This window comes from Acidipila rosea, from assembly GCF_004339725.1.
Taxonomy (GTDB): Bacteria; Acidobacteriota; Terriglobia; order Terriglobales; family Acidobacteriaceae; genus Acidipila; species Acidipila rosea.
The window spans coordinates 338,269-360,652 of record NZ_SMGK01000001.1 but is presented as its reverse complement, the minus strand read 5'-3'; the positions used below and the strand labels follow the sequence as shown (position 1 = coordinate 360,652).

The 22,384-nt window shown below is 55.8% G+C and carries 11 protein-coding genes; 7 read left to right on the top strand and 4 right to left on the bottom strand.

The annotated features are described in order from the left end of the window. Positions 1-303 precede the first annotated feature (303 nt). The 4 genes from C7378_RS01480 (at position 304) to C7378_RS01465 (ending at position 6,720) form a co-directional block, all read left to right on the top strand. On the top strand, positions 304-1,212 hold the full coding sequence (locus C7378_RS01480; protein WP_165876583.1) for a substrate-binding domain-containing protein: 909 nt from the start codon (positions 304-306) through the stop codon (positions 1,210-1,212). Continuing rightward, positions 1,209-3,404 (top strand): histidine kinase, encoded by a 2,196-nt coding sequence (locus C7378_RS01475; RefSeq protein ID WP_165876582.1) that lies wholly within the window; start codon positions 1,209-1,211, stop codon positions 3,402-3,404. The genes C7378_RS01480 and C7378_RS01475 overlap by 4 nt, the downstream gene beginning before the upstream one ends. After that, positions 3,358-3,999: a response regulator gene (locus C7378_RS01470; RefSeq protein ID WP_131990982.1), complete on the top strand. Its 642-nt coding sequence runs from the start codon at positions 3,358-3,360 to the stop codon at positions 3,997-3,999. Before C7378_RS01475 ends, C7378_RS01470 begins: the two co-directional genes overlap by 47 nt. Positions 4,000-4,149: 150 nt before the next feature. After that, on the top strand, positions 4,150-6,720 hold the full coding sequence (locus C7378_RS01465; protein WP_243647985.1) for a hypothetical protein: 2,571 nt from the start codon (positions 4,150-4,152) through the stop codon (positions 6,718-6,720). A gap of 178 nt (positions 6,721-6,898) precedes the next feature. On the opposite strand, the gene htpG is transcribed toward C7378_RS01465, so the two are convergent. Next, positions 6,899-8,764, bottom strand: coding sequence for a molecular chaperone HtpG (gene htpG / locus C7378_RS01460; RefSeq protein ID WP_131990980.1), 1,866 nt, complete (start codon positions 8,762-8,764; stop codon positions 6,899-6,901). Between the two features lie 295 nt (positions 8,765-9,059). Here htpG and C7378_RS01455 point away from each other — a divergent pair, with 295 nt between their 5' ends. Beyond that, positions 9,060-10,610, top strand: a complete 1,551-nt coding sequence (locus C7378_RS01455) for an acido-empty-quinoprotein group A (protein ID WP_243647984.1) — start codon at positions 9,060-9,062, stop codon at positions 10,608-10,610. A 78-nt stretch (positions 10,611-10,688) separates the two neighbouring features. Here the strand turns inward: C7378_RS01455 and C7378_RS01450 are convergent, their stop codons facing one another. The 3 genes from C7378_RS01450 to C7378_RS01440 form a co-directional block, all read right to left on the bottom strand. Continuing rightward, positions 10,689-14,213 carry a glycosyl hydrolase 2 galactose-binding domain-containing protein gene (locus tag C7378_RS01450; protein WP_243647983.1) on the bottom strand — a complete coding sequence of 1,175 codons (3,525 nt, stop codon included), beginning with the start codon at positions 14,211-14,213 and terminating at the stop codon, positions 10,689-10,691. Positions 14,214-14,334: 121 nt separating this feature from the next. Beyond that, the gene (serB, locus tag C7378_RS01445; protein ID WP_131990976.1) at positions 14,335-15,573 is read right to left on the bottom strand and encodes a phosphoserine phosphatase SerB; all 1,239 of its coding nucleotides are present in this window, start codon (positions 15,571-15,573) and stop codon (positions 14,335-14,337) included. Between the two features lie 107 nt (positions 15,574-15,680). Further along, positions 15,681-16,967 carry a hypothetical protein gene (locus tag C7378_RS01440; protein WP_131990974.1) on the bottom strand — a complete coding sequence of 429 codons (1,287 nt, stop codon included), beginning with the start codon at positions 16,965-16,967 and terminating at the stop codon, positions 15,681-15,683. Positions 16,968-17,233: 266 nt separating this feature from the next. Here C7378_RS01440 and C7378_RS01435 point away from each other — a divergent pair, with 266 nt between their 5' ends. Continuing rightward, the gene (locus C7378_RS01435) at positions 17,234-20,725 is read left to right on the top strand and encodes a TonB-dependent receptor (RefSeq protein ID WP_165876581.1); all 3,492 of its coding nucleotides are present in this window, start codon (positions 17,234-17,236) and stop codon (positions 20,723-20,725) included. 4 nt (positions 20,726-20,729) lie between these two features. Beyond that, positions 20,730-22,355, top strand: coding sequence for a tetratricopeptide repeat protein (locus C7378_RS01430; protein ID WP_131990970.1), 1,626 nt, complete (start codon positions 20,730-20,732; stop codon positions 22,353-22,355). Positions 22,356-22,384 lie beyond the last annotated feature (29 nt).

Here is a 22,384-nt window from a genome sequence, read left to right as displayed (position 1 = left end):
GTTGTAATCGATTTCAGGCCCTCGCGAATCAGACCTTTGTGTCGCAGAGGAGATTAATGATTGGGGAAAGAGGATGCATGAGTCAAATTGCCTAGCCTCATATAGTGCATATGGACTATTTCTGCCCATGTAGTAGTTTTGCTGCCATTGCTCAGTGATATTTGGGCAAGATAGACTCCGGTCAACCTCTACATGCGAATTTCCAAGCACCCTGAAAGCCGTACGAGTCGATACCGAGCCTGCGCCTACATCCTTCTTGGGTGCCTTGGCGGGTTGATGCTCTCCAGCTGCCATCGGAAGTCAGTGATCAACATAGCTGTCATTCCGCGGACATCCGGCACAATGCTGTGGGAGCCCGAGCACGCGGGCGCGATGTCAGCGGCTGTCGCCCATGGCGCCAAAATCTACTGGAATGCGCCAACACGCGAAGATGATATTCAGGGGCAGATTGCGATTGTAGAAAGCGTGTCCAGCGGAGATTATCAAGGGCTGATTCTGGCTCCTGACCACGCACTCGCCTTAATCACTCCTGTGCGAAGGGCTATCGCCCGCGGCCTCCAGACCGTCATCGTAGGCTCACCACTCGCGATTCCACCCGGCGGCCGCTTGCACTACATTCTGAATGACGAGGTGGCAGGAGGACATATCGCAGCCCAGCGACTAGGCACAATATTGCACGGTAGAGGAACGATCGCAGTCTTAGGGATCGACCCCGACATCACGGGCATCATGGAGCGCGCACGCAGCCTGGAGCATTATCTGTCGGAACACTATCCGAACATTCGCGTAGTGGCGAATCAGATGGGCTCCTTCAACGTGCCTCATGAACAGCAGGTAGCCGAAGAAACACTCAAGGCACATCCTGATTTGGACGCGATCGTCGCGCTAACTTCCACATCGACTCATGGAGCACTCTCCGCCATCGCAATTGTTGCCTCGGAGCACCCGCGGGTAATTGCATTCGACCCGGACGCATTGACGTTTGACAATCCCAGCATGGATTCCTACATTGTGCAGGATACGCGCAGAATGGGCGCTGAAGCCGTAGACATCATTCTTGCAGGTCCTCGAAATGAGACTATTCCGGCGACCATGCAATTTCAGCCCACTCTTGTCACCCGAGAGAATGCGAACTCTCAGGCAGTTCGGAAAATGACATCCATGGACTGGCGTCCAGCCCCCATGCGCTGGAAATGGAGCGTAGGCCCATGACCCTCAATCTGACTGGACGGAAGAAGTTGATTTCTTTCGGAGTGGTTGCAGCGCTTGTCATCGCAACACTGGGCCTGATTGCATATCAGCGAAGCCCCACTCATGGGCTTCCCTACCGGGACTCCTTTGCAGCAGGCTCAGCAGACGAGTGGACCGCTTTCGGTGGCACCTGGGAATTGGTGAATGGAGCCATGCGCAATGACTCCGACGAACGCGGGGCTAAATTACTAACCGGTTCCAAGCATTGGCAGAACTATTCGATCGAGGCGGATGTAATGCTGCTCGGTCTCGGTGGCGATGCCGGTCTCGTTATCCGCTCCAGCGATGAAGAGGAAGGCGTCGACGCATACCACGGCTATTATGCCGGCCTGCGAACCATTGACAACGTACTCACTCTGGGCCGCGCAGACTACGGTTATTCCGAGGTCAACTTCCCGCTCAGGCCCCGCGGGTTGGCAGTCCAGGCCTCGCGATGGTATCACCTCAAACTGCTGGCTTATGGATGCCAACTGGTAGCTTCTGCGCGCCTGCTGCAGCAGCCGGACCTTACCGTTGCTTCTATTACGGATGAGGATTGTATCCGGTCCGGCAGGGTTGGCTTGCGGTCTTACTCATCTGGCGGCGTGTGGCGCAATGTTGTCGTTAAGGCGGCCACCAAGCACGATTTCGACCAGATGCTTGCGCTGGAACATACACAGCAGAGTTCACATGCGCAGTATTCCATTGCAGATCTGCCGGCTCAAGGCGTTTCGCTTGCGCCCCCGGCAGACAATCGGCCGCAGGCGCTGCCATCGAGTCCAAACACGCAGCCAATTAGCAGCCTTCGGCTGGCTTCGCTCGCCAAACCCACGAAGGCGACAGTCCGAGGAATTGTGATCCTCAACTCGCCCGCGCTCTTTGTGCAGGATTCTACAGGTGGCGTAGCGGTGCAGCAGGCGCAGCCACAGCCTCTCAAGGTGGGCGATGAGGTAGAAGTCACCGGCGAAGTGCAGGCAAATGCTTTCAGCTCTACCCTGGAGAACGCGACTGTGCGCATTCTGTGGGAGGGCACTCCGATGCCTGCTGTCTCCGTCACTGCGTCACAGGCTGCTACAGGTGCCTTCGACGCAACATTCGTCGAGATTACCGGGCGTCTGCTCCGAAAGGAATACGGACGCGATGACACTCTGCTATTGCAGTTCAATTCAGGACCGCAGGCCTTTCGCGCCATCATCAAACGCGGCCGCGGCAGCTACCTCTATAGCCGGTTGCGGCCCGATAGCATCCTGCGGCTTCGCGGTGTCTCGGTCGTCGATCCCACCTATACTCAGGGAGCCACCCCCTTTGCTGTGCTCGTGCGGTCAAGCGACGACGTAGATGTACTTGCGGGGCCGCCGTGGTGGACGGCTAGACATCTGGTGGCCATCGCAATTGGCCTTCTGATCCTGACGCTGATTGCCAATTTTATCTATCACCGCATTGACAATCTCCGTTTGCAAGCTGTGGCGGAAGAGCGCGAGCACCTGGCCTACGAGATGCATGACACCCTCGCGCAGAGCGTGGCCGGCATCGGTTTTCAGCTGGAGGCCATACGAATTGGCATGCCGGAGGGCCTGGCCAAGGTTCACCATCAGTTGGATCTCGCGAGCGAGTTGGTTCGACACAGTCACGCTGAAGCGAGGCGAACCATCGATATGCTTCGCCCTCAGCAGCTTGAATCGCAAGGCCTTTTAACGGCGTTGTCTCACTGCGCACGCAGGCTGGTAGAGGGCGGGACTGTGAAGGTCGTTACCCAGTCGGCGGGAGACATTCGCCAGCTCCCTCTACGCGTTGCAGATGCTCTCTACCGCATCGGGCAGGAGGCCGTAGCGAACGCAGTGCGCCATGGGCGGCCGACAAGTATTACGATTAACCTCGAATACCAGAAGAGCGGAGTGCGCCTGCTCATTGGTGACGACGGCTCCGGTTTTACAGCGGGAGAGCAGACGCAGGGCTTTGGTGTTCAGGGCATGCGCAAACGCGCATCCAGCATCTCCGCCAGCCTGGAGATCAGCAGCAATAAGGGCGCAGGAACGCTCGTAACTGTGACAGCCCCATTGATGCCTCGCCTTACCATGACTTCCTGGCCGGCCTTTTTATGGAATTATCTGATGGAGCACACTCGCAATGTCACAGTCGGCAGTAAATCCAATCCGCATCCTTATCGTCGATGATCACCCGGTAGTGCGTGCCGGATTGACGAGCATGTTAGGCACTCAACTCGAATTCGAGATCATCACTGCTGCACCGAGCGGAGAAGCCGCACTCGACACAATCGCGCGAAGCGGGGCAGATGTCGTACTGCTCGACCTGCGCATGCCTGGCATGAGCGGTGTGGAGACCATCCTGGGAATGAAACGGGCTGGTTACAATGCGCGGGTCATCATCCTCACCAGCTTTGAAACTGATGAAGATATTTACAGCGCAGTCCAGGCTGGCGCCCAGGGGTATCTGCTGAAAGACACTTCCCTGAAAGGGATGGTGGAGGCTATCAAAGCAGTTCATTCTGGCAAGCGCTTCATCCCTCGGGATATTGCTGCACGCCTTGCCGAGCGCATGATGCGAACCAACCTCACTTCGAGAGAGTTGGAGATATTGAAGATGCTCTCCAAAGGTCTCACCAACAAGCAGATCGGGCACGTGCTCGGCATCAGCGGCAATACCGTAAAGAACCATGTCAATAGCATTATTGAGAAGCTGGAGGTTTCAGATCGTACTGAGGCCGCAACCACAGCCATCCAGCGGGGACTTATCTCTGTAGACGAATAGCAGCGAGAAAGAGTAGTAGAGACCTTATATAGCCCGGGTGGACTATAGACCTGATGCACTCCAGGGCGTGACACTGAACCGAGCTTGACGGCAAACTTCCCCCGAAGTTTCCAACCATAAATCTCGCACGATTCCTACCGGAGACCACATTTGCTGGAACGCCGTGACTTTCTGAAGTTGCTCGCCATAACCGGAGCCGGGTGCACCTTTCACCCGGCATTGGACTTGTTTGCGGAAAACCCTGCTGCGCTTCCCAAGAACAACTACACGCCAGGTCGCATTTTGAACGATTACTCGCTGCTGTTACCCGGCGAGGAGGAAGCACTCCGCGCTGTCCCTTCAGTGACCGCAATCAGCTACAACGGACTTACGGCAAGGCTCGGTGCACGATCGGTCACTCTCCAGCCTGGCGAGGTGCTTGAGGGATGGCGGCTAATCACTATTGTCGGAATGAATGGTGTTGAGACTGCCGTCTTTGAAAAGCATGCCACACATCGCGGCGCCATTGCCTACGTCACAGAGCGGCAAGGCACCATCGCATGGATTCCAAAATACATTGGCAGCGTCGCGCAAATTCGCCCAAGGCAGACAAGCACTCCCCATGGAGTGAAGCTGGAGCGCGCCTCGCATTATGTTCCTGGACCGGACGTGACCGGGCTCTATCTACTGAACTCATCAGAGGACCCCAGTTATGAGAACGTTGCAGCGCTCGGAGCTGAATATATCGGTTGGACGCTGGTAGCGAATGAACAGGGAGGCCCACAGGCATCACTGTATCTGGAGGCCGATGGCACCTCGCGGGAGATCGCTGATAAGCCAAGCGGGGCCGGAACATGGGAACAGGATCAAGTCGGAGCATACTTTGATCCTGCCTCTCTGCTTCCCGGAGAAAATCCGCAGATCTACGAATATACGCATGGGTACAGCAAACGCACGCTCCTGGGCGGCTATCTTCCGGTGGCGGATATCGGGGTGTGGAATCCCCGCTACGAATGCGGTTACGAAACGATGCTTCTGCTTCCCCCGGGCGCGGACGCTACGCCACTGGGCCGCGTCCGATCAATGATTCCTGAAGATCAGATCGCACAGTATGCGGGCAGTCATCACTCGATCACCAAGGATGCCGATGGCCACTTTTATCTCGATCGCTACTGGAATTGCACACCGCAATCTTTTTACTCGGAACTGGCAGGCATCTGGAATCGCTGGTCGTCAATGTATGAAAGCACTATGCCTGTAAAGATTCCGGATGAGTGGCTGCTGAATGCTGCGCGGGCAGGCATCACGCTTTCGCGTTGCAGTTACAGGGGGCTTGAGCCTACTTATCAGATCGGGGAGGGAGCTTATACGAAGATCCCGGAGCGAAGCCATGCTCTTTTTCCCGTGGCTCAGTATGAGTTCATATGGGCGCATCAGCTATGGAATCTCACCGGCGATGCTGACGTCTACTTCCAGTATTACCTCGATAAATATGTACTGCCTAATGGCGACTTCCTCTATAACACCCAGGACCAGGTCGAGGCGCCGCTGAATATCGGAATCTTCCTCGCAAACTCTGCACGCTCCTACCACTACACTCGCAATCTCGAAGCTCTTCGCAAGCGCCTCCCCATTCTGGAGCGAATGATTGCGTTTGCCCTGGCACGCTACGAGTACAGCAAGCAGACGTTCGCACCCGGCGACCGGCGCTATGGCCTTATCTACGGATCTCCGGAAGCCGACCTGGGGGATCCGAACAATGACTTTCCCAAATCACATCCCCTTTACTACCAGAACTCAGCATGGATTTGGCGTGGCCTCACAGAACATGCACGATGCCTGCGGCTTGCCAGTGACATCAGCGGTGATCAAGCCCTGGGCGCTGGTGCCACACACTATGAGGCACTAGCCAAGGAGATGCGCGCCAACATTCAGACCTCCCTCGCGGCAACACTTGCGCTACGCGCCCCGGACATGAAGGCAGCCGATATTACGCCATTTACTCCCGACGATATCGACCACCGTCCCAAAGATCTTTCCAGCTACGAAAATCATCGCTTTATGCATGACTGGTTTCTTGCCGACTGGGGAGTGCCCGAGTTGGACCTCGGCCATCTTCGGCATCGCGAACTGGCGGGCATGCAGATCATCGGCCTGCATACTGATGGCGCTGAGGCGCGCACGTCCAACTTCATGGATCACGGCAGCCTGGCAGTGAAAATCCGTCAGCAGGATTACCGTCCTTTTCTACTTAACCTTTACGCACTCGTCTGCTATGCCGCAGACTCCGGCAACTGTTATGCTCCGGAGGATGCTTTCATCCCTGGCAGCTTTCCAGGCGAAGGAAGCCGTTATGGCTGGGCCTCGGTGATCAACAGTACACTTCAGCCCACGCTCGGCCTCCGCTGGCTTTTGTGCTACGAAGAGTCCGACATGGATATATGCCATTTGCAAAAAGCAGCGCCAAAACATTGGTTTGTAGCCGGAAAGACGATCTCCGTCGCCAAGTGCCCTACCCGTTTTGGTTCCGTGAGTTGGACGACCACAGCCCTCTCCGACCGCCATTGGAAGGTTGTGCTCGATGTTTCGAAAGGCTTCACGGCGGACGTTGTGATCCATATTCATCCGGAGAACAGAAAGCCGCTGCAGAATGCTTCCGCGGGGAAAATTACAGGCGACAGCATCGTCCTGCCGCGCACTTCATTCGCAACTCAGTCGCATTTCGAGCTTGATGTAACTTAGAAATAAATCAGCACGATTCACCGCCATCCCCGGTAATAGGGCGTGCAACTGCGAAATGGAAGACAAACTAAACACATTTGCAGTTGCACATTTCTTTGATAGCAGTGGTTTGATAGGTCGGCAGATCGATCAGGGCTCGCGGCATGGCTGCGCATAGCGCAGCCATGCCCGGTAAAAGCTAAATGGAAAGATTCAGGATTCGGTTAAGTCGCTGAACAAAGCTGGCTGGATCTTGCAGCGGTACACCTTCCAACAGAAGTGCCTGGTCTAGAAGAAGCCACGCAGCATCTTCAACGATGGGGTCGTCGCCACGTGCAAGAAGCTTGCTGACGATCTCGTGATCTGGATTGATCTCAAGGGTAGGCTTTGGCGCAGGAATATCCTTTTGCCCCATAGCTCGCAGCATCTGTTGCATCTTGATAGATGGTTCCTCCTCGTCTGTGACAATGCAGGAGGGACTGTCCGCAAGCCGCACAGATGCACGCACCTCTTTCACCCGGTCCCCGAGTGAAATTTTGAGCTTGTCGATCAGCGGCTTGAGGGCTTCAGTCTTGTCTGGTTCCGCCTCATCCTTCAGATCTTCGTTTGTGGAACTCTTATTGACGGCCTTCAGTTCGATGTCGTCATATTTGTCTACGCCTGAGAAAACAATCTCATCGATCTCATCATCAAGGATGAGAACTTCCATACCCTTCTTTTTATAAATTTCGAGAAGAGGTGAAGTCCGGAGCAGGGATTCTGCACCGCCCGTGATGTAGTAAATACTCTTCTGCCCTTCCTTCATCCTCGATTTCACGTCGGCGAGGCTGGTCAGGCCTTCCACCTTTGTGGACTTGAAGCGGATAAGGTCGAGCAGCGTCTCCCTATTGGCGAAGTCGCTGTACAGCCCCTCTTTAAGGGGACGGTTATATTCAGCGACGAACTTCAGATACTGTTCCGGCTGATTTGCGGCAATGTTCTTCAGTTCGGAAAGTATCTTCTTTACGCTGGCAGTTCGTATGCTTGTGAGTACTCGATTCTGCTGCAGAATCTCACGACTGACGTTCAGGGGAAGATCTTCGCTATCGATGACGCCGCGCACAAAACGCAGGTACTGCGGCAAGAGCTCCTTGGCGTCATCCATAATGAAGACGCGCTTCACATATAGCTTCACACCCGTCCGATACTCGGATTGGTAGAGATCAAACGGAGCCTTCGACGGCACGTAGAACAGAGTCGTGTACTCCAGACTACCTTCAGCTTTGGTATGGAACCAGAAAAGTGGGTCTTCTGAGTCGCCCGTGATGGACTTGTAGAACTCCTTGTAGTCATCCTCCTTCAGTTCATTCTTTGAGCGACGCCACAGAGCGCTGGCGGCATTCACCTGTTCAGTCGTGCGAATCTTCTCCGACTTCTTCTCTGCTTCGTTCCATTCGCTCTTGTCATAGGTGAGGAAGATGGGAAAGGCGATGTGGTTGGAATATTTCTTGACGATCTCCTGCAGTCGCCAGCTGTTGGCATATTGCCTGCCTTCCTCATTAAGGTGCAGCAGAACAGTGGTGCCTGCAACCGAACGCTCTGCGGCTTCAATATCGAAGCCCGACTTGCCATCACTCACCCAGCGCCAGGCCTGTTCTTCCCCCGCCTTGCGCGAGATGACTTCAACGCGGTCAGCAACCATGAAAGCGCTGTAGAAGCCCACGCCGAACTGCCCAATGAGATTGGAATCCTTTCGGGCGTCGCCCGATAGCTGCGCGAGAAAGTTCTTTGTACCGGAGCGCGCGATCGTACCTAGATGAGCAATCAGATCCTCTTCATTCATCCCGATGCCGGTGTCTGCAATGGTGAGGGTTTTGTTTTCCTCATCCAGTTCCAGATCGATACGCGGGTCGAACGGAAGAGTCTTATAAGCATCGTCTGTCAGCGTTAGATGACGAAGTTTATCCAGCGCGTCAGAGGAGTTCGAGATAAGTTCCCGGAGAAATATCTCAGGATGAGAATAGAGAGAATGGATAATCAGCTGCAGCAGCTGACTGACTTCAGTTTGAAATTCACGCTTCGACATAGACCTTTATTATCAACAAAAACCTGCCTAGATGGTATTTTTGGCACGCGTCATATTTTGTGGTCAATAGAAAATAGATACTTTCCCTAACCATATTGGAATGAATAATTTATCGCTCCATTCAATACGGCAGGAGAACAGCTACGGCATACAAGATACATCTGCTGGGGAAGAGCAGACCCCGCAGCATCTGCGCCGCAGCTATTTAGAAAATGCCGGAGAAGGAAGCGGTACAAGTCAGCCGATTCTGATATACATGCTTCTGCTGAGGGATTCGCAAATCTATATGAAGTTCATGAAAAATGTACTTTTCATTGTTGTGAGTGCAGTGATTTGGAGCACTTGTACGTCCGCGCTTCCTGCGCAGAGTCTCAACACGGCAACCCTGCTCAATCCGCCGCCCGACAGCTGGCCAAGCTATAACGGTGATTACTCCGGCCGCCGCCATAGCAGCTTGACGCAGATCACTCCAACCAATGTAAACAGGCTCACTCTTGCCTGGGCATTTCAGACGAACAAATCCGCTACCATCAAATCTTCGCCCTTGTTAGTCGATGGGGTGTTGTACTTCACCCTTCCTGACAACGTCTGGGCGATCGATGCACGTTCGGGCCATCAACTCTGGCACTACACCTATCCGCCCAACAAAGGGGATCACATCGGCCAGCGAGGAGTTGGCATCTACAAGGATTCGGTGTTCTTCACCTCTCCTGATGCGCACCTCGTTTCTCTCGACATCAAAGACGGAAAGGTCCGCTGGATTGTACAAATCGCAGATGTAGAGAAGGGTTACTGGACCACCATGGCGCCCCTTGTGGTGGGCAACCACGTAATCGTCGGAGTGGGGGGCGATCTCGACAATCTGCTCACCTTTGTTCGGTCCGTTGATCCAGAGACGGGGAAAACACAGTGGCAGTGGAATGTAACTCCTCCTGCCGGCACTCCGAACACTGCGACGGGAGGCACCACCTGGATGGCTGGGACATACGATCCCGACCTTCACCTCATCTATTGGGGAACCGGTAATCCTACCCCGGTTCTTAATGGCTCTACGCGCCCGGGCGACAACCTTTACACCTGCAGCATCGTTGCTCTCAACCCTGATACAGGCAAACTGGTTTGGGCGTTCCAGCCTTCGCCGCATGATACTCACGATTGGGATGCGGTTGAGACTCCTGTGCTGGTCGATGGAGTCTTTCACGGTCGCCAGCGAAAAATGCTGATGCAGGCTTCGCGTAACGGCTATTTCTTTGTGGTAGACAGGACTAACGGCAAAAGCCTGTTAACTGTGCCTTTCGGTCCGGTCAACTGGGCTCTCGGCATCGACAAGCAGGGACGGCCTATTCCCAATCCTGCAAAAGAGCCAGCTCCTGACGGCCGCCTGATCGCCCCCGATGAAGGCGGCCTCACGAACTTTCGTGCGCCCAGCTTCGATCCAACTACCGGCTTGTTTATTGTCGATGCCCATCCCAGCTGGAGCATTTACTTCGCTAAGCCCGCAGATGGCGCTTATGGATGGGCAGGTGCGGATTACAGCCTGTGGGGCAAGGGGGTCATCGAGGCCATTGATTATCAGACAGGCAAAATCAGGTGGAGTCACGAAGTTGGTCAGGGTGGATCAGGTGCGGGTGTCTTGACGACCGCATCCGGTTTGACCTTTACCGGGGACGCTCACGGAAACTTTCTTGCCTTGAATACTGCCAACGGGAGAACGCTCTGGCATGCCGGCTCTGGAGCAGGCATTGGCAGCTCTCCCATTACTTATGAACTCGACGGCCAACAATACGTACTAACCAGCGGAGGCGGCGTAATGTTCGCGTGGAAGCTCCCTAGGGCTACTCCTTAGCGAACATTCACGCCCACGACGTACATAGTCATTCTGCATCGGGCCTATCTTGCTCAGGCCCTGAAGCCAGCTATGCACTTACTCAGTGAGATTCACCGCCGTCTCAACTACATTCCAGCCGCGAATCTTCAGGCTGAGCGCATGAGCTGGATTTGCATCGGGCAGGTCAATCGTCACCGTGCGCTCTTCACCCGGCAAGAGCGAGATATAGTTGTCGCTGTAAAATGCCGGAAGTATTTCGGAACCATCAGCCGCACTCATGGTTACCAGCTTTGTGTTCAGCGCAGCAACCGCACTCGTATTCTTGAGCTGAACTTCTATCCTCCGCCCATGCTCTGGTTCTACCCCTGAAACGCTGTGAGCCGAAAGTGTGACATGCGCAGGAGCCAGATCATTGAGCGCTCGATAGCCGGCGTCGGACGCAGCGCGCCAATAGAAATTCTGCGACAGCAACGCGCCATCCTCTGCGTGCAGCGCCAGATGCACAAATACTGTCGTATCTCCCATCAGCGGTGCGAGGTCTACATGCATGGCGCGCGTCACATCATCAGTCGCCGCATCGAGCGTTGCATCGCGATGCAGCAGCAACTTCCCATTGAGCGCGTAGATGTCAGCTTCCACCTTCACCTGGTGCAGAGGCTCACGAGTGGTATTGATCACCTGGACATCATTCGTCGCAAGCTCAAGCTGCACATGGACCGGCTCGCACGCTTTCTTCGTCCCATAGTAGGAGGCCTGGGTATCGTAATCCGAGGTGAGAATGCCCCAGATCATACTCGGCCACGAGGGCTGCGTCATCCACAGGAGACGCCCGCTGTTCGGCGCCCATAGGTGCGCATTAAACCCTTCAAAGATGGCGCGGTAGTCGACATAGTTCATCATCTGCGCTTGCCGCACGTAGTCCTTGAGACTGCCGGCCATCCCGAACTGCGCTGCCATGTGCTGGTTCAACTCATCATGGGGATGCCAGTTGTGATATGCCCAGTCGTCCGTGATGGGCCAGCGATCAACTTTGGGAATCCAGCGATCAAACCATTCGAGCGTTGGCAGGGAAGGAGTTCCGACTTCTACTGCGAATCCTCGGTCCAGCTTCGTGTAGTAATCCGCCGGATCTTCATAAGAATACGGCCCGCTGGGTTGCAAGTTCACCTGATTCGAAGACGGGGAGTAATACCGCGTGCCATCCAGCGAGTGCGTCAGTGCAATGAGTCCCTTGTTAATGATGGGCTGCGGCACGCCTTCATTCCGTCCGCACCACATCACGATGGATGGATGATTGCGATAGCGCAGAATCGTATCCTTGGCGTTTGCCAGGAAGAGTTGCGGATCTTCCGCTTCAGCATTCGAGTCCATCGTGACTTCCCAGAAGTCATTCCAGACCAGCATTCCATATTCATCGGCCAGGTCATAGAAGACATCTTCTGTATTCTGCCCTTGCCAGTTGCGAATGATATTGAGGTTCGCGTCACGATCGTAGCGGAAGAAGGGCTCGAGCCGCCCGCGGGAGACTCGCTTGCGCGAGTCATCCATGCCCCAGCTCCCACCGCGTACCGCGATACGCACGCCATTTACCTTGATGGTGAGGTACGGGGTTGCGCGGGTGTCATTCACCGTATGGAAAGCCGGCGACCCATCTTTACCCGCTGCTATGGACGCTGCCCATCCATCCGGAACCTGTCGCATGCCTTCATGAGTGACGTCTACCTGCGGCTTTGCTTCACTGCGGCCGACGGTGGGGTCATAGTCCACACGACGCAGTGCACCCTCGTTATCGAGCAGGCTGATCTCATAGGAAACTTCACGCACTCCGAATTGCAATTTCTTCACAACTGGCGCTGCGCCCTCAGTCGTGAAGGTTGTGGTCAGATGATAGAGCTCCGGCTTTCCGTATCCGTTCGGCCACCACAGCCTCGGGTGCTCAAGATGCAACGCCGCAAACTCCTTTGGCGTTAACTGGATGGTTGCTCCACCCGGGAGGACGGTAACGCGCTTCCGCACCTCGCACCCTTCAAATGAAGCGGTCAGAGTACCCTCAACGGGCTTATCCGTCGCATTGTTTAACGGTACATTCAGAGTCACATCCGCCTGCGTAATATCTGGCAGAGGAAGATGTGTAACGACCTGCTGATCACCAATGGACACAGGCCCTGTCGCAATCAGGTGAACATTCTGCCACAGTCCCGTATCGCGATCGTGCATGGGAGGGTTCCAATCCCACCCTTCCGATGCAACAAACGTCGGGCCATCCAGTTCCATCGCCCCGCCATTCAGGCCCGAACCTAGAATGATGGACTGTACATTGGGAATGCCCGGATGCGGCACGGGCGAGATGCGGATGGCCAGCGCATTTTTCCCGTCGCCATGCAGCACCTTGCTTACATCAAACACTCCACGCGTAAACGCACCGGTCATCGCGCCCAGGTGCTGACCATTCAACCAGACTTCAGCGTGATAGTTGATCCCGTCCAGCACCAGCGACACATGCGAGCTACCATTCTTCTTCGGCGCTACAAACTCCGCACGATACCAGTAGTCCTGCTTGTTCAGCCTTTCAGGAATGTCCAAATTATTGAGGCCGTAGTCGGGGTCAGGGTAGCGGCCCCGATCGATCATGGTCGTCAACACTGTGCCTGGGACAGTCGCCGGCATCCATGCTGCCGTATCGAATCCTGCTGTGGAAACAGCTTCCGGAGTAGCCGAAACCTTCGGTGCTTCGGCCAGCTTCCAGCCTCCGCGCAGTACCCAGTCTCCGGGCGCATCCGCTGCGAGCGTAGTTTGCGCAGGCGGCAATGCAGCAGCCAGCGGCTTACTGAAAGGAGCATTGCGTTGCGGCATCGTCCACGGCTCCTGCGGCGCAGTGTTGCCGGTGTACTGCACCACCTGCACCGCCCACGGCTTCGAACCCTCCTCAAACTCAATCAGCTCAGGGTCCGGCTTTTCGTGCGCCAGGGCTGCAATCTGGTCGGGCGACGATACACCGCGCGCAAGCGTAAACTGCGCGATGCGTCCGCCGAAGTGGGGGCACGGCAGCTTCGCGCACGAAGCCTCGACCGGAGCCATCACCAGCTCCGGGGCGATGGCTGCCGTACGCAGCGCCCCGGATGCCTGCTCCACGCCGTCCACATAGAAATGAGTCGTGGACCCGTCGAAAGTAGCAGCGAGAAAGTGCCAACCCTTGGTGGAAAATGGCGCAGCAGACAGCAGCAGATCCGCCTTTCCTGCACGAAAGGCAGGCCTTCCCTCCACAAGCGCGAAGAAACGCGAATCCTCCGCAGACGGATCGCCCACTCCCGCTATCAGAGCGGAAGACGGAGAAATCGGCGCGAATTCAATCCACGCCGAAAGAGTCCACGGAGTCGTGGGGTTAAGAATCGGGTCCTTCGCCGGCAAGGTCTTCGTAAGCCCGCGCCCTCCAACCAGGATGTGCGCGTTGTACGGCCCATAGCGCTGCAACGGCAGGAACGGTTGCGGCAGGTGCAGCGTAGGAACGCTGATAGTCTGCTGGGCCTTTGCCTCCACGCCACAGGTGAACAGGATTGCGCCAATGGAAGACAGAACAACAGCACAGCGCATGCGCGCAACCGACCGGCTATAAAGAGTCACAAGTCTCCTGGAACGCGCCAGCAGTCTTCTAGTTGCTGTACGCGAAAAATTTAGTATAGCGACAGCCCACGGCGAAAGACGGCTGCGGTGCTAGGCATACCGCAATCAGGTATGCCTGCGATTAGACCGGTGTCTCATCAGGCTGCAGGTCCCGGTCGCGAACTCCAATCAGGTACAGCAGCCCATCCAGCCCCAGGCAGGAGAGGGAGTGGTCCGTATTCTGGCGGACAAGAGGTTTAGCGCGAAAGGCAATCCCCATACCCGCCAGGTTCAGCATGGGAATGTCGTTTGCTCCATCGCCAACCGCTACGACCTGCTCAAGTGAGATACCTTCACGGCATGCAATCTGCTTGAGGAGTTCGGCCTTCCGGGCTCCATTGACAATAGGAGGAAGCACACGCCCGGTTACCGCGCCGTCGACGATTTCCAGTTCATTCGAGTGTATGTAATCTATGCCGAGACGCTCCTGAAGATGGCGCGCGAAGAAAGTGAAGCCGCCGGAAAGGATGGCCGTCTTGTAGCCGAGCAGTTTAAGCGTTCGGATCAGCCGCTCGGCGCCCTCGACCAGCGGAATGGTACCCAGCAGGTTGTAGACACTCTCGGCGCGGAGCCCTTGCAAGAGAGCGACGCGACGAGTAAAGCTTTCGTCAAAGCCTATCTCCCCGCGCATGGCCGCTTCTGTAATCTGAACAACGCGATCGCCCACTCCAGCAATCTTTGCTAGTTCGTCGATGACTTCGCCCTGAATCAAGGTAGAGTCCATGTCAAAGGCGAAGAGCCGGCGATTGCGGCGGAAGATGCTCTCGCGCTGAAATGCAATGTCGATGCAGAGATCATGGGCAGCCGCCAGGAAGTCTGCCCGCATGGAAACCTCGCGCGACGGCTCGCCGCTGACCGCGAGCTCGACGCAGGCATTCGCCGGGCTGGCACTTGGCGAGAGCTGACCCGACAGGCGATCGATCCGATCCACATTCATGCCATGCGCAGCAATGATCGCGCTCACTCGCGAGAGGTGCTGCGCAGTAATCGCGCGCCCGAGCACGGTAATGATGAAATGGCTCCGGCTCAATCCATGGAGCCAGTGTTGAAGCGCATCCTGCGGAATATTCGTGAAGCGCGCCTGGAGGCCAAGGTGGTTGGCATGGCTGACCAACTCCTCCTTGAGCACCACGAAGCTGCCGCCGCTAGGAACCCCTATGAGGATTCCAAGTGACACGGCTTCATAGACGACAGCCTGACCAATATCAAGGATGCTGACGTCGTGGCGGGCAAGGATAGCAGTAAGTTCAGCGGTGAGCCCCGGAGCATCATGTCCGGAGAAGTGGATGAGAACGGTTTCGGCGAACGCTCCTGATGACATGCCTGAACCAAATATACCGGATAGCGCAGGAAGCGCGCGAACCCGGCTGAGGCTCCTGCCACACATTCAACGCCTATCGTTGATCCGCCGCCTAAGACACCCTCAATTCACCAGTAAGCAGTGGCGACAACCTCGACAGCTACTGGAGCATACCCTACTACTTTGATGTGAAGGACTGCCTGCATATTCTTGTTTTCCCATCCACTAGGAGCAGACTTCAACAGATCCTTCATCTTGTCGGGATTCGACACAAACTCGGCGGCGGCCTGCGTGCCGAATTCCCCGATACCCGCGATGGTAATGTTAGAGCCGCCCGTTTTTGAAACAATCAGACGCGAGATGAGTGCATAGTCATCCGTGGAGCTTCCGGCACGCGGCTTCATACTCCACACACGCCTGGGAGGGTTCTTTTCCTCTATGTTCGTTCCTTGCTTGAAGCTGAAGGGCAGATCGCTCGTCACCTCGAGCGTCCAGGGATTGTTGAATCCGCCTATGAAGATGCTCGGACGATTACGTAGATCGCCGAAGGCCACATCGCGTCCAGACCTGAGAATGAATGGCTTACTCCATTCATTCAGCAATGTGGTGGTCTGCACGGTTGCAGCGAGATCGCCCACCGTCACGAATGTGTCAGGAGCGGCTACTATATCGCTGGCGCGAATCGACGAATCGGGCGGCAGACTAACAAAGAACTCGGGACCATTATTGGGAATGTCGTGTGCAGCCCGGTAGCGGGCAAGATAGTCCGGCGTAAAGATATAGGCCGCATTGGAACCCAGATAAAGCAAGATTGGCTGCTTGGCCTGGGTGACTGGAGCCCAGAAAAGCTGCTGTGGCGACTTTCTGGTAAGGCCGAAGCCAAGGATCGCGGCGAAAGCCACAACCAGTAGCAGAGCTGATGCCATCAGCGGGCGAGAAAGATTCCGGCTGTCCGCCACCGACGCAACCACTGAGTGCATCACCGCCGGCTCGCAATCGGGCGCGGGTATGATCTCCGGCGGCTGCTCACGTCGAAACGTCGCACGATAAGAGCCGGGCTGAAGCTCAATCTGCCACGAAACCAGCCCGTGTTCTCTGTCTTGGTAATACTGGGCCAGCCGCTTACGGGTATCCGCTGCACGAACGCGAACGACTGGATCTTCGCCGGTGTCATAAGCCGGTGATCGCCCAAAGACCTCCGTGCCTATTACCCGCTCCTTGAGTGAAGCGTCCTCCTGCCGAAGCGAGTGGAGAACGATATAGCGGAGTAGATCGGTGCACTGCCGACTCGTTCGGAAATGTTTACTCTGCAATATATTGTCCAGGGCGATCTGGATCGCCGCGGGATCAGCGTATCCGCTCTCCGAGGTTGTGCCGGACTCCCGTCCCGGCTTCAGATCTGGTGACGTTTGCAAATCATCCTCAGCTTCGCTGTTAAGAGTAGTAGCGAAACGTATGTTACCCCCTGCCTAAACTACTGTAAAGCAACGCTCGAATCGATTTGTCGGCGTGAGATACCGTAAGCCACCTTGCCAGCAGAAGCTCACGCCCTGCCAGATGTCATTGGCTGCCGGAGCCTCCCCGTTATCCAGCGAGTTAACAGCATTCTCCCTAGGCAACCGGCCGCCTGCCGAATTTTCAGGAGACTAACGTGACAAAAAGGATGACCTGCCGAAGCCAAATGCTGGGGCTTCTGCTCCTGTTCCTGTATGCCTGTGTATCGCTTCACGCGCAGGACCAGACGACGACTGCAACCTTGAAGGGCACCGTGACCGATAGCGCAGGTGCCGTCATATCCGGAGCCAAAGTAACCCTGGTTGGTCAGGATAACGGAATCTCCCGCATGATCCTTACCGATGCTGCGGGCGATTTTGCAATCCGTCTACTGCCACCCGCCACCTACAATCTCAAAGTAGTATCCAAGGGTTTCAAGACCTACACCCAGCAAGGCATTGGCCTGCTTCCCGGGCAAACTGCAGTTCAAACCCTCCAACTCGCAGTCGGTTCAGAAACGGAACAGGTTGTCGTCAGCAGCCAGGCACCCCTGCTGAATACCAGTGATGCGAATCTCTCTGCCGAGATCACTTCCAAGCAGGTGCTCGACCTGCCCCTCAACCTGCGGAATGTCTATGGACTTGCCACCCTTAACTCCTCCGTCCAGAACTCAACCGAATCGCAGAAGGTAAACGGCGGCGGCACGCAGGACACAGCCGACCAGGACATCTCGTTCCTGAACTTCGGCGGTGGATTCTTTGGCACCACCGCCTTTCTGCTGGATGGAATCTGGGATACTGCTTCCGACTGGGGCGCAGTCGTCTACGTCCCGTCAGTCGATAGCGTGGAGGAGTTCAAGATCCAGACAAACTCGTTTACCGCGCAATACGGCTTCAGCACCGGCAATGTCATCAACGTAGTCACCAAGTCCGGCAGCAGCGACTTTCACGGCGACATGTACGAGTTCCTGCGGAATGACAAACTTGACGCGAACTCTTACTTTAATGACTTCAATGGACTACCGAAGCCGTCGTTTCGACGCAACCAGTTTGGCGCTTCGGCCGGCGGCCCGCTCTATATCCCAAAGCTCTATGAGCAGCGCCAGAAAACCTTCTTCTTCGCCCTTTATGAAGGACTGCGCCAGAGTACCCCCGCAACATTCACCGCTACGATTCCGACGGCTGCCTTCCGAACCGGCGATTTCTCTGCCCTGCTGGGCGGTCAGATTGGAACGGATGCGCTCGGCCGTCCAATCCTGAGCGGACAACTCTACAATCCGTTTACCACGCGCGCCATCACCGCAGGCCAGTTGGACCCCTCGACAGGACGGATCGCGACTGCGTCCGGGTACATCCGTGATCCGTTTCAGAATAACCAACTCCAGAGCGCAATCAATCCCGTTGCAACCGCTTTGTCTAAGTTTTACCCTGCGCCCACCAATGACGGGCTGGCGAATAATTTCGCGGCAAGTGCCTCCGCTCCTGCGTCGTCAGACGAGTACCTGGTCCGCATCGACCACAACATCAGCGACGCCACGCGCATATACGGACGGTGGGCGCAGAAGTATGAATCAAAGACCAACTCGCCCGCCTTCTATGGGGCCAACGATCCAGGTGGCCCTGGCAATGTGAGGCCCAACAACCGCTTCAGCTTTGTCACTGGACTGAGCCATATTTTCAATGCAAATACCGCCATCAGCGCAAACGTCGGTCTCAGTCGCTGGGCTGAGGTATCCAATTCCCAGGGATATCCGTTTGACCAGTCATCCGTGGGGCTACCCGCTTCCCTCAACGCAAATTCGCCGATCTTCCCCATCATCAATGCAGAAGGGCAGGCCTCGCTTGGACCGGTACAAGGAAATCAGGGTGCTGCGTTCCGCAATGTTGGCAGCGCCAATGCCGATCTCACCAGAACTGCGGGGCAGCACGATCTCTCCTTCGGCTTCATGGGCGCACTCATGCAGAACAACAGCACGAATCTGCCGAGTACGACATTCTCGTTTGATCATGGTTTTACAGCCGGTCCAAATCCGAGCCAGTCTGCAGCGAACACAGGATTTGGTTATGCCTCTCTTCTGCTGGGCACTGCAGGAAGTGGATCAACAGCAAACAACTTCAACCCAGCCATTACGAAAAAATACTGGGGTTTCTACGGCCAGGACAATTGGCGAGCGACTCGAACACTGACTTTGAATCTTGGCTTGAGATATGAGTGGCAACAACCTCCCACAGAGCGCGGGAATCGCCAGGCCTATTTCAACTTCAACGCTTCCAATCCAATCAGCAGCGAGATTGGCACAACCATTCCGGGAGAACTGGTCTATAACGGAAATGGCAATCGGCGCGGCCTTTACAATACCTCCTACACAAACGTCGCCCCGCGGCTGGGTTTTACAGAGCAGGCAACTCAGCGACTCGTCCTGCGTGGCGGCTATGGAATCTTCTTTGCACCCCAATACTTTGGCGGGGGATACAATCCGGGCTTCAGTCAAACCACCCCATACACGGGCAGCATCGATGGCGGCTTGACTCCCTTCACCACGCTGAGCGATCCATTTCCGACCGGGCTTATCGCTCCAACTGGAAGATCGCTCGGCGGCCTGCAGGATGTAGGCCTCTCAACAACTGCAGTCCCGAGCAATCGGCACTCCCCCTATGTGCAGCAATATTCGCTTGGCGCAGAATACGCCTTCACCAACAACGACGTCCTGACCCTGAGCTACGTAGGCAATCACGGCACCCATCTGTTATTGAGTAACTTCTACCACAGCGAACTCAATCCATCTTATCTGTCTCAGGGAGACGCGCTGCTTCAACAGGTCGCTAACCCTTATTACGGACATATAACAAACAGTGGATGCGGGCTGAATCAGCCCACGATTCCCAAAGGACAGGCCCTGCAGCCCTACAACCAGTACTGCAGCGTCGATGAACCGCAGGCGCCCGTCGGCTTTTCGCTGTATAACGCAATGCTGGCAGACTATAATCACCGCTTTCATAACGGGCTTAACCTGCTGGTTTCCTACACCTATTCGAAGTTTCTCGATAACGTCTCAGGAACAAATGATTGGGCAGTTGTCGGCAACCAGGGCGTAAGGAACTACTACAATCTCGCAGCAGAGAAGTCGGTCGATGGTGGCGATACTCCGCACAGCCTCGTCGTTAATTACATCTATGAGCTTCCTGTAGGTAAAGGAAGAAGGTTTGGAGCCCACTTGCCTGCCGCAGCCGATGCAGTTGTGGGAGGCTGGCAGGTGTCAGGCATCAGCAGCTTCAAGTCCGGCATTCCTCTGGGAATGACGGGTGGAGGCAACTCAAACCTCTTCGGCGGGAATCAGCGGCCGGATATGGTTGGCAACCCGCATATCGCACACCGTACGATCAACGAGTGGTTTAACACGGCTGCATTCGCCCCAGCTGCGCCCTACACCTTCGGCAACACTCCGCGATATTTATCCAACCTTCGCGCCCCGGGCTACGATAACTGGGACATGGCAGCAGAGAAGTTCTGGTACTTCCCGAAGGAAATCCGGCTGCAGGGCAGAGCCGAGTTCTACAACATCTTCAATCATCCAAACTTTTATGCACCTGACACCAACATCACGGACGGATCTTATGGAACTATTCGACAGGCCTTTGGCTCACGCAGTATTCAGTTCGCAATGAAACTCTACTGGTGATTCGATGCCTCTTCCCTTTCGGAACTCCCTGCATGGTGTTTCGCTCCTTCTTACGGCGCTACTGCTGTCGATGGCTGCCTGCCTGCACGCGCAGGCAGGCAGCCTGGACGATGTCCTCTCCCGCGCCCAGGCGGAACAATCGTCCGGCCAGTATGCCACTGCTGCGGCAGACTATGCCCACGCAACCTCGCTCGATGGAACTGTGGCTGAACTATGGGCCAATCGAGGACTCATGGAATACCTTGCTGGCCAGAAGCCCCAGGCGATTGTCAGCTTCCTTCAGGCCCTCGCGCTTAAACCGCAGCTTATTACCCCGATGCTGTTTCTTGGTAAGGCATATCTGGAAACAGGCAAACCGGAGATGGGGCTGCCACCCCTGAAGAAAGCTCATGCAATGCGGCCAGATGACATCGAAATACTGCTTACTCTTGGAAGCGCCTATGAAGCAATACACGAGCCTGGGAAGGCCGCTGCCGCCTATAAACAAGCAACGGAAGTGAGTCCTTCTCAACCGGCGGCGTGGTTTGGGCGCGGGGTAACAGCATTGGCGTTGATCGAGAAAGATGGGCGGATACTGGCCAACAAAGACGCAGCAAGTCTTTGGGCACGCGCACTCTATGCCGACGATCTCTTAGCGCAAGGTCGGCGGACCGAAGCGGAGAACATCTATCAGAACGCAGTCGCCACGGCATCTCCGGAGCAGGCTGAGCTGTTAGCAGAGACCGTGAGACAGGAGCTTCTAAATCCCGCAGTGTTCGCTCTTTCCGCAGATACTGCTGCTTCGCTCCAGCGGCTGCTGCCACAGCTGAAGCAAAAAAGCAGGGTTTCCGCCCAGGTGAGATGCCCTGCAGCTGACACGGGCACACTACTTCTCAAGACCACGGATGCCTTTCGCGAACAGGCAGCCTGCGCCTTCTGGCATGCACAGTTCGATCTATGCGCAGAGAAAGCTTCGCACCTTCTGATCTCCGCACCCACTGACCCAGTAGGGCTCTACTGGTCGGTTAAGGCCAATGAGCGTATAGCAGTCGCAGCATTGTCACGCTTTGAGCAACTGGCGCCACACTCTGCTGCGACCAGCGACATGGTGGGCGATCTATATCGCAGACAGCGACAGCCGGACAATGCGCTGCTGCAGTATCAGAAGGCACTCGCGATCGATCCTCACGACCCAGCCGCGCATTTGGGAATCGCTGCAGTCTATCTGTCGGAAGGCCAATTCGAAGAAACCATTGCAGCAGCGCAGGCAGGGCTGGCCGATCATCCTGATGATGCACAACTGAATCTTCTGATGGCCGAAGGACTGGTAGCACAGCATCACTACGATCTGGCGAAACCATACCTTCACCAGAGCCTCTCCGCCCCACCTGAACTGCTTCTGCGTGTCCACGCGCTGCTGGGTAAGATCGACGCCGAAGAAGGTGACACCGCCGCCGCCATCGCGGAGTTGAAGCTCGCGCTTCCTGCAGACGAAGATGGCAGTCTCCACTACCAACTCTTCCGACTCTATCGAAAAGCCGGCGATCTGGCGGCCGCAAAGCAGGCTGAGGCAGCTGCCAGGACCATCGAGGCGCAGCGACGACAGCGTGCTGTTACAGCGGTTGAAAGCTCTCTTGCGGACACTCGCTGACTCACACCTCAACTGACCTTTTTTTTTAA

Excerpts from the sequence above, each read along its gene's own strand:
- C7378_RS01435 (WP_165876581.1), top strand. The coding sequence starts at position 17,234 with ATGCTGGGGCTTCTGCTCCTGTTCCTGTATGCCTGTGTATCGCTTCAC.
- htpG (WP_131990980.1), bottom strand. The coding sequence starts at position 8,764 with ATGTCGAAGCGTGAATTTCAAACTGAAGTCAGTCAGCTGCTGCAGCTG.
- C7378_RS01430 (WP_131990970.1), top strand. The coding sequence starts at position 20,730 with ATGCCTCTTCCCTTTCGGAACTCCCTGCATGGTGTTTCGCTCCTTCTT.
- C7378_RS01475 (WP_165876582.1), top strand. The coding sequence starts at position 1,209 with ATGACCCTCAATCTGACTGGACGGAAGAAGTTGATTTCTTTCGGAGTG.
- serB (WP_131990976.1), bottom strand. The coding sequence starts at position 15,573 with ATGTCATCAGGAGCGTTCGCCGAAACCGTTCTCATCCACTTCTCCGGA.
- C7378_RS01470 (WP_131990982.1), top strand. The coding sequence starts at position 3,358 with ATGTCACAGTCGGCAGTAAATCCAATCCGCATCCTTATCGTCGATGAT.
- C7378_RS01455 (WP_243647984.1), top strand. The coding sequence starts at position 9,060 with ATGAAAAATGTACTTTTCATTGTTGTGAGTGCAGTGATTTGGAGCACT.